The sequence below is a fragment of the Conchiformibius kuhniae DSM 17694 genome (assembly GCF_000428785.1).
Taxonomy (GTDB): Bacteria; Pseudomonadota; Gammaproteobacteria; order Burkholderiales; family Neisseriaceae; genus Conchiformibius; species Conchiformibius kuhniae.
The window spans coordinates 147,290-159,224 of the sequence record NZ_AUAP01000001.1; the positions used below are offsets into that span (position 1 = coordinate 147,290).

Below are 11,935 nucleotides of genomic sequence, written 5' to 3' on the forward strand. Positions count from 1 at the left end.
TAACGGAACTTAACGCGATGGACAAAATTTTCCTGCACGGCATGCAGGCGCAAACCCTGATTGGCGTGTACGAATGGGAACGGCAAAACAAGCAAACCATTGTTTTTGATTTGGATATCGGTATTGAAACCCCGCAAGTGCCAACAGACGACATCGGCACAACCGTCCACTACGGCGATGTGTGCGCCCGCGTGCGTGCCGACGTGGCGGCGCGTGATTTTTTGCTACTGGAAAGTCTGGCGGAGCATGTGGCGCGTTTTCTGTTTGAATCGTTTGACAAAATCGTGTGGCTGCGTTTGCGCCTGTGCAAGCCCGGTATTTTGCCCGACGTGCGGGAAGTGGGCGTGGAAATCGAGCGCAGCCGTCCCGCCCCGTTGGGACGTGTCAGTGATTGACCGAGAAAACACTGTGCGGGAATAACGGCATGAAATTTAAATCATGGCCACGCCCGCGCCGGAAAATAAAAAGCGTATCCGCCCAATCGCCGATACGCTTTTTGTTGTGTCGGAATCAGAGCTTGCCGCCCGCTTCCTGAACCATATACCGCACCACTGCCTGCACCTGCTCATCGCTCAACTGTGCCGCGCCGCCTTTGGCGGGCATCACCCCGCCTTTGGGGTTGGTAAAGCCTTCAATCGCGTGTTTGAACAACACGTCTTTGCCCTGCTTGATGCGCGGCGCCCAATCGTCTTTATTGCCCAACTTCGGCGCGAACGGCACGGCGGAAGTCGCGCCATGACAAGCGGCGCAGGAAGTTTGGAAAATGTCTTGCGCGGCTGCGGCATCGGTTTGCGCCGCAGGTGCGGAAGCCGCATCAGAAGCCGCGCCTTCACCCGCCTGTACCGGCGGCTCGGTGAAACTGCCGCCCGATTGGTTGGCCATATACGCCACCGCACGCGCCACTTCGTCATCGGTCAGGCTCTTGTCGCCGCCTTTGGCGGGCATGTCGCCCTGACCCTTAAAGCCGTTCACGGCATTGTTTACCAAAGTATTGAAACCTTTGGCAATGCGCGAAGACCATTCGCCGTTGTTGCCCAATTTGGGCGCATAGGCCACGGTTTTGTCCGCGCCGTGGCATTGAATACACACTTTGTTGAACACCTGTTCGCCGGTGCGTTGTCCGGGCGGCGTGCCGTCGCCCATTTTGATGTTGCCCGCAGGCATGATGCGGGTTTTGACGGCTTCTTTGCCCGCATCGGCAACATCGGCGACAAAATAGCCGCTCGTTGCCAATTTAACCAATAGAAACAATACGGAAACTAAAATCACCAAGCCACTGATGGCGGTGAACAGGGCAGAACCCTTTTGTTTGTGTTGGGAAGAATGCATTTGGAACGTCCTTGCCGTTTTGGTATGGGTGGTTTGTGGTTGTGCTGTTCAAATTAACACAAATTTGCCGAATTATACTGAAATCGGGGTGGCTTTCCAATTCCAAAATTTGGTTTGGGTCAAAAAACATGATGATGTCGGGCAGAGACTTGTGGGATGGCTTCAAGCAATCCGCTAAAGTGTTTTGTCATAAATTTTGTTTAATTGCCTGTGCAATTTCAAATGCCAAGTTAACCGGCACGGCATTGCCAATCATCTTATACGCGTCATTCAAACTTTTATAAATAAAAATGAAATCATCGGGAAAGCCTTGGATTCTGGCTATTTCCCGTACACTCATGCGGCGGTATAAATTTTCTTGCCCCTGAATGAAGCGATAAGCATTTGTACCGATTTTTTCCATTTTGGGGGCATTGGGATGAAGCTGGCACTGTCTGCCCGATGCTTGTACGGTAAAGCCTTGTTCGTGCCATGCTTTGACACGGTTGCGGCTCATGAAAATTGGCGAAAAGCTGCCTGTAAAATATTCGTGATGATTGACTGCTTTGGGATTGGTTTGGTTGTTTGCCAGTGCAGGTACGGCAGAATCCTTTAAATCCCAAAGAATGTCTTTCAGTGTGATTTTATTTTGATTATCAACCGTAGAGCCTGTCGGGAATTGAAAAGTAATCTTCAGGTCTTTTCTAAAACCGATGTAAAATACACGTTTGCGCTCTTGTGCGACACCGTAATCTTTGGCATTGGCCATATTTAGGGTAAGGTCGTACCCGCATTCGTCAAACATGCCCAAGATGTTTTGTACTGCCTGACTGTGTCGGCGTGCAAGCATGCCGCTGACATTTTCTGCCAAAAAAAACTTGGGCTGCTTGCTTTTCAAAATACGGATGTAATCAAAAAACAATTGTCCGCGGGCATCGTCAATCCCGCGCAATGCTCCTGCTTCCGACCATGATTGGCAAGGCGGGCCGCCGATAATGCCGTCAACATCATCCGGAAAAGCCGATTCCGGAATATGGCGGATGTCGCCTTCAATCAATCGCGTGTGGGGGTGATTGGCTTTGAAAGTCGCCCAAATGCTTTTATCGTATTCGTTGGCAACGACAATATCAAATCCCGCCCGCCGAAAGCCCAAATCCAGTCCGCCACAGCCGCTAAATAAACTAATCACTTTCATATCGTTATCTACTGTAAACAATTAATTTGGCATTTTTTAATTCGGCGGGATTGTTGGGATTTTGAATTTGAACATCACGGATGGTTAAATTGTTGTCCTGTATATCCAGCAAATCCTGTCGGTTGGTCAAGGTTTGCCATTTTTGTTCGTTGATGATGCACATAAAATTAAAACTTTTATTGAAATCTCTCTGATAAACATAATCAAAGACCTTCCACGGATTGGCAATGCCCCACATGCCGCGCACCCGCAAGTAGGTAATACCCAAGGGGTCAATGCGGTTGATGCGTCCTAATTCATTTGTGCTGGCAAATTCTACGCCCGAAATGCTTTCAACGCCTTGTTTAATAGTGGATTTGATGCGTGCATAGCATGCTTCGTCGGCGCAATAATCTTCGCCGTACACCATGCACAGGTGTTTGAGTTTGCTTCTATCGTTTACCACACCGACTGCGTAAATCAAATCTTTTTGTGTCCAGTTTTCGGCGTTTTTACAATCTGTGGCAATCATGCTGCTGTCGGCAAACAGTTTGGCTTTCGGATGGCTGCTGTTTAAAGCCAAATCGGCATTGGGGCTTTGAATTTTTTTGACTTCAACCGCATCGCCGTTGCGTAACATTATGTCGGGCGGATTATTGTTGTTGCCGCAATAGGAAAATGCTTGACTGTGGCGTTGTATGCGTTCATTTTTTGTTGGGCAATCTAGGCTGTCTGCAAACAAATCTTTGATGTATTGTTCCAAGGCATAACCGGCTTGATTGGCGCGGTTGCTGTTGTGGTCGTCATGATAAACCAAGTGTGTAACCGGATGGCGGATAAGGGTGATGATGGCATCGATGATGTTCATTTCATGCGCTTTGCGGATGTGTTGTTTGTAACGGATACAGGCTACCTGAAATGCTTTCAGGCAGCCTGCTTTTTATTTACGTGCTTACACGTTCACTTTTTCGGCCACTTCGTTGTAGCTGTCAATTTCGTTAAAGTTCATGTAACGGTAAATCTGCTCGCCCTGCTCGTTGATGATGCCGATGTTGGCATGGTATTCCTCAACGGTGGGGATTTTACCCAGCTTGGAGCAAATCGCTGCCAGTTCCGCCGAACCGAGATACACAAAAGTGTTTTTGCCCAAACGGTTGGGGAAGTTGCGCGTGGAGGTGGACATCACGGTTGCGCCCTCGCGCACTTGTGCTTGGTTGCCCATACACAGCGAGCAGCCCGGCATTTCCATGCGCGCGCCCGCACGTCCGAGCACGCCGTAGTGTCCTTCATCGGAAAGCTGTTTCGCGTCCATTTTGGTCGGCGGGGCAATCCACAGGCGCACGGGGGTGTCGGTTTTGCCTTCCAGCAATTTGGACGCGGCGCGGAAGTGGCCGATGTTGGTCATGCACGAGCCGATGAACACTTCGTCAATCACGGTGCCGGAACGCTCGGACATGAAGCACACGTCATCAGGGTCGTTGGGGCAGGCGATAATCGGTTCTTTGATGTCGTCCATATTGATTTCAATCACGGCGGCGTATTCGGCATCGGCATCGGCTTCCATCAACTGCGGGTTGGCGAGCCACGCTTCCATGCCTTTGATGCGGCGTTCCAGCGTGCGCGCGTCTTGGTAGCCGTCCGCAATCATGTTTTTCATCAACACGATATTGGATTTCAGATACTCGATAATCGGCTCTTGGTTGAGTTTGACGGTACAGCCGGCGGCGGAGCGTTCGGCGGAAGCGTCCGACAGTTCAAACGCTTGTTCCACTTTCAAATCGGGCAGACCTTCGATTTCCAAAATGCGGCCGGAGAAGATGTTTTTCTTGCCCGCTTTGGCAACGGTGAGCAAGCCTTGTTTGATGGCGTAAAGCGGAATGGCGTTCACCAAATCGCGCAGGGTTACGCCCGGTTGCAGGCTGCCTGAAAAACGCACCAGCACCGATTCGGGCATGTCAAGCGGCATCACGCCCGTGGCGGCAGCAAACGCCACCAAGCCCGAACCGGCGGGGAAGGAGATGCCGAGCGGGAAACGGGTGTGCGAGTCGCCGCCCGTGCCGACCGTGTCGGGCAGCAGCAAGCGGTTCAGCCACGAGTGAATCACGCCGTCGCCGGGGCGCAGGGAAACGCCGCCGCGCGTGGCGATAAATTCGGGCAGCTCTTTGTGGGTTTTCACGTCCACCGGTTTCGGGTAAGCGGCGGTGTGGCAGAATGACTGCATCACCAAGTCGGCAGAAAAGCCCAAGCACGCCAAGTCTTTGAGTTCGTCCCGCGTCATCGGGCCGGTGGTGTCTTGCGAGCCGACCGTGGTCATGCGCGGTTCGCAGTAAGTGCCAGGGCGCACGCCTTGACCTTCAGGCAGCCCGCAGGCACGGCCGACCATTTTTTGTGCCAAGGTAAAGCCTGCTTTGCTTTCGGCAGGAGCTTGCGGCAAGCGGAACACTTCGGAGGCGGGCAAACCCAAAGCCTCACGCGCTTTGGCGGTCAAACCGCGACCGATAATCAGATTGATGCGGCCGCCCGCTTGCACTTCGTCCAGCAACACGGGCGATTTGAGCGCAAATTCGGCAACGGTTTCGCCGTTTTTCACGATTTTGCCTTCATAAGGCAGAATGTCCACCACATCGCCCATTTGCAGCGCGGACACGTCCACTTCAATCGGCAACGCGCCCGAATCTTCCTGCGTATTGAAGAAAATCGGCGCGATTTTGCCGCCCAAACACACGCCGCCGTAGCGTTTGTTCGGCACATAAGGAATGTCCAAACCGGTGTGCCAAATCACGGAATTGGTGGCGGATTTGCGTGAAGAACCCGTACCGACCACATCGCCCACATACGCAACGGGGTGGCCTTTGGCTTTCAGTTCTTCCAACAATTTAATCGGGCCCACTTCGCCGGGCTTGTCGGGGTTGATGCCCTCGCGCGGGTTTTTCAGCATCGCCAGCGCGTGCAGGGGAATGTCGGGGCGCGACCACGCATCGGGTGCGGGCGACAAATCGTCGGTATTGGTTTCGCCGTCCACTTTGAACACGGTAACGGTGATTTTTTCCGGCACTTTTTCGCGGGAGGTAAACCACTCCGCGTCCGCCCAAGACTGCAACACGGCTTTGGCGTGGGCGTTGCCTTTGTCGGCTTTTTCCTTCACATCGTGAAAAGCATCAAACATCAGCAGCGTGTGTTTCAGCCCTTCGGCGGCAACGGGGGCGAGCTGTTCGTTGTCCAGCAATTCAATCAGGGGGTGGATGTTGTAACCGCCCAGCATCGTGCCGAGCAGTTTGGTGGCGAATTCGGGCGACACGAGCGGGCTTTGCGCCGAACCTTCGGCAACGGCGGCCAAAAACGATGCTTTCACTTTGGAAGCGTCGTCCACGCCGGGCGGAATGCGGTTGGCGAGCAAATCCACAAGAAATTCGCCTTCGCCTGCGGGCGGGTTTTTCAGCAGCTCCACCAAATCGGCGGTTTGCTGCGCGGTGAGGGGCAGGGCGGGGATACCGAGTGCTTCGCGCTCGGCGGCGGCTTTGCGATAGGCTTCTAACATTTCTGGTTCCTTGTTTGACAAAGTGTTTTTCTTTTGGGAGGGGAGGGCTGGTGTCCGTTGGCATCAACCGTAACCGCGTAAGGCGGTTCAGCCCAATCATAACCTAATTTTACAAAATGGGGAATGCTTGCAACACAGGTTTTCAGGCAGCCTGAAAAATGAAAAACCCGTTACCGTCAAAGTAGCGGGTGGGGATAGGAATTATTGTGCATGGCGTTTCTTAATAATATGGTATTTGCCGCGTTTTTCTTTGGAAACGGAAGCACATAAATTGTCATCGCATTTGTAAATGTCTGCCGCATTGATGAGTCGGGTGAGTTCGGCATCGGGTTTGTATTTGTCAACGATTTTCTTGTAATACATCGTGATGCCCGCCAATGCACAGCAAGACAGGATTAAAGCGACAACCGCCAATATTTGGGCTTTGAACAACAGCTTTTTGTTGGCTGCCGTGATTTCGCCCAACTGCGTCCGTACTTCCGTTGCCTGTTGTACCAATTGCCGGTTTGCCTGCTCAATCTGTTGCCAGTATTCCTGAAGCGATTGTTTCAAATTTTCGTTCACTTCCTTTTGAACGGTCTGTGTCAGGATCTGTTTTTGCTCCGTTACTGATGCCAGCAATTGTTTTTCCGTATTATTTAATGTGGTTTGGCAATGCGTTTGGAACAGCCGTAAAAATTCAGCGAAATCATCAAGAGTTGGCGTATTGTCCTGCATAGTGATACTCCTGCTGATTAACCGATGCTGCGTGGTTTGATACGTTGTGCTTGGCTTTCCTGCTCCTGCTGCGCCTGTTGCTGCTGTGCCAGTTGTTGTTCGGCAGCGTCAAGTTGTGAGATTCGTTCTGCCAAGCGCGAAGTTTGGGGCGATTGCGTGGCATTTTGCACAAAGGCAGCAAAATTTTCGGGTGTCCAATTATTATTGTTTGTTTTGTCTATATTTGTTTCATTTGTATTCTCACTTAATCGGATATTGGAAATGGTATCTAAAATCTTTTGTTTATTGGGATCGGGATCCCTTGGGATAAGGTTTGGATTTAAGGTGTTGCCGGATCCCGGAGCAAGATGTTCACCGAACCATAAATCATCTAGCTTTGGTTCGGGTAAGTTGGCTTCACGCAGAATGGTATCTGCCAACGTATTTGAGTTTTGAATCAAGAAGTCATAAGGGTAGATATTATTCTTACTTCTTGCGTTTTGAACCATTTCCGTCCATTTTTGGGATAAATCCGGTGCTTCTATAATTAATTCACGAAATTGTTTTTGTGGTGAGAATAGCATATTTTGATTATTTTCATACCACGTATTTTGATTTTCTATGTGGTCATCATTTTCTTCATTATATTTCCAGCCATTGTCGCCAGTTTCCAAACCACTTTTCACGGTTAAGTAGCCTAATGGTAGACCTTTGTCGGGCGAGGCTTTTCCAGTCCAGCCGCTAATCGTGTATTGCTCTCCCTGTTTATTTGTGTAAAGTATGAATTTGTGATAGTAATCAACATCGGCAACCGAACCTATATGCCTGTAGCCAACTTCAATTTTCTCGTTTTCCATTTATGTAATTCCTTGTGTTATTGACGGAAATAATAGTTTGCAATGATTAAAGCCAGTTTTTCATTCTTTTCGTCAAATATTAACCGGATACTGATGCCGGGGTTGGGGGCAAGTGGCGGCATATTGCCTTTATAACCCGTATAAATAATACGGTGTTCAAAAATATAATCTTGATTCATGTTTTTCAGTAATTGTTTGACTTCTTCTTTGGATGATCCGATGGGAATATATTTGTTTACAATATGCGCTACATCAAGATATTCACTTGGGGGCATGAAGCTCCGAGTTGCCAAGATTTCTTGAATCATGGGGTTGGGTGTTTGCATGTGTTTTGCCTTTTTATGGATAAATGGAGTGGAGGATGATGGGTTTAAGGGCAGACAACCGTTGCCTAATAACAAGGCGGTTAATCCGCAAAGAATGATTGATGGTTTCATTAATTTTTGCCTTGTAGATAGTTAAATATAGTTAAGCTGCATGGTAGTATATTGTTATTAAGATGGGAATGCTTGCCGCACATATTTTCAGGCAGGCTGAAAAACCAAAAACCTTGTTTCCAAAACAGAAACAAGGTTTTTTATTCAGTGTCTTACCACATCGTACCGAAACGCAGCGATGCGCGCGGCCAGCCGTACAGCTCGTCATAAATACGGCGACGTTTTTGCAATTCGCTTTCCTCGCGCTCGTATTCGGAAATCGGATACGTGCCTTTAATCAGGATTTCGCGCCCCACATTTTGAATGTCGCGGTGCCCCGTAAACGCCATGGTAACGTCCATTTCCTTATACAGGATTTCCAAAGCGCGGCGCACGCCCTCCTCGCCGTATGCGCCCAAACCGTACAGAAACGCCCGTCCAATCATCACTCCGCGCGCGCCCAACGCCCACGCTTTCAAAATGTCCTGACCACTGCGGATACCGCTATCCAGCCACACTTCGGTTTGGCTGCCCACCGCGCTGACGATGTCGGGCAGGGCGCGAATGGACGACAATGCGCCGTCCAACTGGCGGCCGCCGTGATTGGACACCACAATCGCGTCCGCGCCGTGCAGCACCGCCATACGCGCGTCTTCCGCGTCCATAATGCCTTTGATGATGATTTTGCCGCCCCACAAATCTTTAATCCGCGCCACATCGTCCCAGCTCAGGCTCGGGTCAAACTGTTCCGCCGTCCAAGACGACAGCGAAGACAAGTCGCCCACGTTTTGCGCGTGTCCGACAATATTGCGGAAGGTGTGCCGTTCGGTGTTGAGCATTTTCATGCACCATTCGGGTTTCAATGCCAAATTGAGCAAATTCGGCAAAGTGGGTTTCGGCGGCGCGGACAGTCCGTTTTTAATGTCTTTGTGGCGTTGTCCGAGTACCTGCAAATCGGCGGTCAGCACCAGCGCGGAGCATTTGGCATCGCGGGCGCGGCGAATCAGGTTTTCCATAAAGGCGCGGTCGCGCATCACATACAGTTGGAACCAAAACGGCGCGGTGGTGTTTTGCGCCACGTCTTCAATCGAGCAGATGGACATGGTGGACAGGGTAAACGGTACGCCGAATTTTTCGGCGGCGCGGGCAGCGAGAATTTCGCCGTCCGCGCACATCATGCCGGTGAAGCCGGTGGGGGCAATCGCCAACGGCATTTTGACATCGTGTCCGATGAGTTGGGTGGCTAGCGAGCGCCCTTCCATGTTGGTGAGCACTTTTTGGCGCAGCTTGATGGGGGCGAAGTCGGTGGTGTTTTCGTGGTAGGTCGATTGCGTCCAAGAGCCGGAGTCCACATAGTCGTAAAACATTTTCGGCACTTTGCGCTTGGCAACGCGGCGCAAATCTTCGATACAGGTCATTTTGCTCAAATCGGTTCTCATCGTTGTTCCTTGTTCGGTGTGTACCCTGCCCCAAACGGTGCAAATTCGGCATTATAACCCGCATGATGGGGTTTTCCAATGTTTTTGGGGCTTAGGGGAAGCGGGGGGCGGCGGCGAAGGGCAGCCCTGCGGCATCGTTGGGGGAGAGCAGGGGCGGGGTGGTGGACAGTTGCCAGTCCACCGCCAAATCGGGGTCGTTCCACGCGATGGTGTGCTGGGCTTCGGGGCGGTAGTAGGCGGTGCAACGGTAGTGGCAGCGTGCTTGGCGCGACAGGGTGTAAAAGCCGTGTGCGAATCCTGCGGGCAGCCACAGGCGGCGGCGGTTGCGTGCCGATAAAACCGTGCCGAACCATTGTCCGAAGGTGGGCGAGCTGCGGCGCATGTCCACCGCCACGTCAAAAATTTCGCCCTGTACGGCTTCTATCAATTTGCCTTGCGGGTGGGGCAGTTGGTAATGCAGTCCGCGCAGCACGCCGCGCCGCGATACGGAGCAGTTGTCCTGCACAAAATGCACGGGGGCGACGTGTTCGGCAAACCAGTCGGCGTGGAAGGTTTCCATAAACCAGCCGCGCCGGTCGCGGTGGGGGTGGGGTTGCAGCAGCAGCAGGTCGGGCAGGGGGGTGGGGGTGATGGTCATCATGTGCGGGAAATCCAGTCGGGCAGGCGTGCCAGTGCGTTTTGCCAATCGGAGGGGGCGATGCCGAAGGTGCGGGTGATTTTGCCGCAGTCCAAGCGGGAATGGGGCGGGCGCGGGGCTGGGGTCGGGTAGTCGGCGGCGCGGACGGGGCGCAGTTCGGGCGGTTTGGAGAGCAGGCCGTGCCGCAGGGCGTGGCGGCAGGCGTGTCGGGCAAAGTCGTGCCAATGGGTGTGGGGGGCGCCGCAGTAGTGGTAGGTGCCGTAGGGCAGCGTGTCGGGGTTGGCGGCGGCGCGTTGTGCCAAATCCGCCAACACGGCGGCAAGGTCATCGGCAAAGGTGGGTGCGCCGAAGCGGTCGGCAACGATGTCTGCGCCGCCGTGTGTGCGGGCTTTGTCCAGTATGGTGCGGACGAAGTGGCGGGTGTGTCCGCCGAATACCCATGCGGTGCGGAGAATCAGGTGGCGCGGGCAGTGGCGGATAATGTGTTGTTCGCCCGCGAGTTTGCTTGCGCCGTAGTGATTGACGGGATTGGGCGGGTCGTCTTCGCGGTAGGGGGCGTTTTTTTGTCCGTCAAACACATAGTCGGTAGAGAGGTGCAGCAGGGTGGCGCCAACGGCATGTGCGGCTTCGGCAAGGTGCGCCGCGCCGTGTGCATTGACGGCAAAGGCGGCGGCGGGACGGCGTTCGGCGGCATCGACATCGGTGTGGGCGGCGGTGTTGATGATGACGTGCGGACGCACGGCGGCGGCGGTACGCAACACGGCGGCGCGGTCGCGGATGTCGGTGTCGCGGCGGGCAGTGGCGGTCAGCGCGGCGCGACCGTGCAGGGCAAGCGCGGTCAAACGTCCGATTTGTCCGTTTGCGCCCGTCAGCCACACCCGCATCATGACGGTGATTTTCCCTGTGCCAATTGCGCCAGATACGCGCCGTAAGCCGTATTGGCGTGGCGTGCGGCGGCTTGCGCCAATTGCGCCCGCGTCAGCCAGCCCTGCCGCCACGCGATTTCTTCCAAACATGCAATCAGGCGTTGTTCGGCGTGCTGCACCGTGCGGACGAAATCCGATGCCCGATGCAGACTTTCCGGCGTGCCTGCGTCCAGCCACACGAAACCGCGCCCCAAACGGCACACCCGCAGCTTGCCACGTGCCAAATACAGGCGGTTCAAATCGGTGATTTCCCGCTCGCCCCGCGCCGAAAGCGGCAAAGTTTGCGCCCAGCGCACCGCGTTCGGGTCATAACAATACAGCCCCGCCACCGCCCAATCCGAAACCGGATTGGCGGGTTTTTCCTGCAAAGTGCAGGGTGCGCCGTCCGCATCAAACGCCACCACACCGAAACGCTGCGGGTCGGCAACCTGCTTGGCAAACACCGTCGCCCCGTCCGTTTGCGCCGCCGCCTGCTGCAAAACCCCGCTCAAACCCGCCCCGTAAAACACATTGTCGCCCAACACCAGCCACACCGCTTCCCCCGCACAAAAATCCGCCGCCAACGCCAAAGCATGCGCCAAACCCTGCGGCTGTTGCTGCACCGCATAATCCAACGCCATGCCCCACTGCGCCCCCGTGCCGAGCAAACGGCGGAACGCGGCAAGGTCATCGGGCGCACACACCAGCAACACCTCGCGCACCCCCGCCAGCATCAACACCGAAAGCGGATAATAAACCATCGGCTTATCGTACACGGGCAACAAATGCTTGGACACGCCCCGCGTGGTCGGAAACAAGCGCGACCCCGTCCCGCCCGCCAACACAATTCCTTTCACACCCTTCCTTTCCGTTCGCGCAAAACCGCGCATTGTACCACCCGCCGCCGATTGAACGCCCGCCGATTTTCCCGTATCATGCGCCCCTTTGTTTGCAATTGTATTTTC

Annotated in this window: 12 protein-coding genes; 1 reads left to right on the forward strand and 11 read right to left on the reverse strand. The window is 53.7% G+C overall.

Annotation, left to right across the window (positions count from 1 at the left end; genetic code table 11):
* Positions 1–17: 17 nt before the first annotated feature.
* Positions 18–395, forward strand: coding sequence for a dihydroneopterin aldolase (locus G392_RS0100760; protein ID WP_027008676.1), 378 nt, complete (start codon positions 18–20; stop codon positions 393–395).
* 115 nt (positions 396–510) lie between these two features.
* On the opposite strand, the gene G392_RS0100765 is transcribed toward G392_RS0100760, so the two are convergent.
* The 11 genes from G392_RS0100765 to rfbA form a co-directional block, all read right to left on the reverse strand.
* The gene (locus G392_RS0100765) at positions 511–1,329 is read right to left on the reverse strand and encodes a c-type cytochrome (RefSeq protein WP_027008677.1); all 819 of its coding nucleotides are present in this window, start codon (positions 1,327–1,329) and stop codon (positions 511–513) included.
* A 187-nt stretch (positions 1,330–1,516) separates the two neighbouring features.
* Positions 1,517–2,503, reverse strand: a complete 987-nt coding sequence (locus tag G392_RS0100770; protein ID WP_027008678.1) for a DNA cytosine methyltransferase — start codon at positions 2,501–2,503, stop codon at positions 1,517–1,519.
* Between the two features lie 4 nt (positions 2,504–2,507).
* A complete protein-coding gene (locus G392_RS0100775) occupies positions 2,508–3,350 on the reverse strand; it encodes an NgoPII family restriction endonuclease (protein WP_027008679.1) in 843 nt (280 codons plus the stop codon).
* An 84-nt stretch (positions 3,351–3,434) separates the two neighbouring features.
* Positions 3,435–6,020, reverse strand: a complete 2,586-nt coding sequence (gene acnB / locus G392_RS0100780) for a bifunctional aconitate hydratase 2/2-methylisocitrate dehydratase (protein ID WP_027008680.1) — start codon at positions 6,018–6,020, stop codon at positions 3,435–3,437.
* Positions 6,021–6,221: 201 nt separating this feature from the next.
* Positions 6,222–6,584 (reverse strand): hypothetical protein, encoded by a 363-nt coding sequence (locus tag G392_RS0100785; protein WP_156900746.1) that lies wholly within the window; start codon positions 6,582–6,584, stop codon positions 6,222–6,224.
* Positions 6,585–6,754: 170 nt separating this feature from the next.
* Positions 6,755–7,573 carry a hypothetical protein gene (locus tag G392_RS0100790; RefSeq protein ID WP_027008682.1) on the reverse strand — a complete coding sequence of 273 codons (819 nt, stop codon included), beginning with the start codon at positions 7,571–7,573 and terminating at the stop codon, positions 6,755–6,757.
* A gap of 17 nt (positions 7,574–7,590) precedes the next feature.
* Entirely contained in the window at positions 7,591–8,010 is a 420-nt protein-coding gene (locus G392_RS11705) for a hypothetical protein (RefSeq protein ID WP_156900747.1), read from the reverse strand.
* Between the two features lie 152 nt (positions 8,011–8,162).
* Positions 8,163–9,428 (reverse strand): alpha-hydroxy acid oxidase, encoded by a 1,266-nt coding sequence (locus G392_RS0100800; RefSeq protein WP_027008683.1) that lies wholly within the window; start codon positions 9,426–9,428, stop codon positions 8,163–8,165.
* A gap of 91 nt (positions 9,429–9,519) precedes the next feature.
* Positions 9,520–10,065 (reverse strand): dTDP-4-dehydrorhamnose 3,5-epimerase, encoded by a 546-nt coding sequence (rfbC, locus tag G392_RS0100805; protein ID WP_027008684.1) that lies wholly within the window; start codon positions 10,063–10,065, stop codon positions 9,520–9,522.
* Complete coding sequence (gene rfbD, locus G392_RS0100810; protein ID WP_245571896.1) at positions 10,065–10,952, reverse strand: dTDP-4-dehydrorhamnose reductase; 888 nt, start codon at positions 10,950–10,952, stop codon at positions 10,065–10,067. Before rfbD ends, rfbC begins: the two co-directional genes overlap by 1 nt.
* Entirely contained in the window at positions 10,949–11,827 is an 879-nt protein-coding gene (gene rfbA / locus G392_RS0100815; protein ID WP_027008686.1) for a glucose-1-phosphate thymidylyltransferase RfbA, read from the reverse strand. Before rfbA ends, rfbD begins: the two co-directional genes overlap by 4 nt.
* Positions 11,828–11,935: the final 108 nt, after the last annotated feature.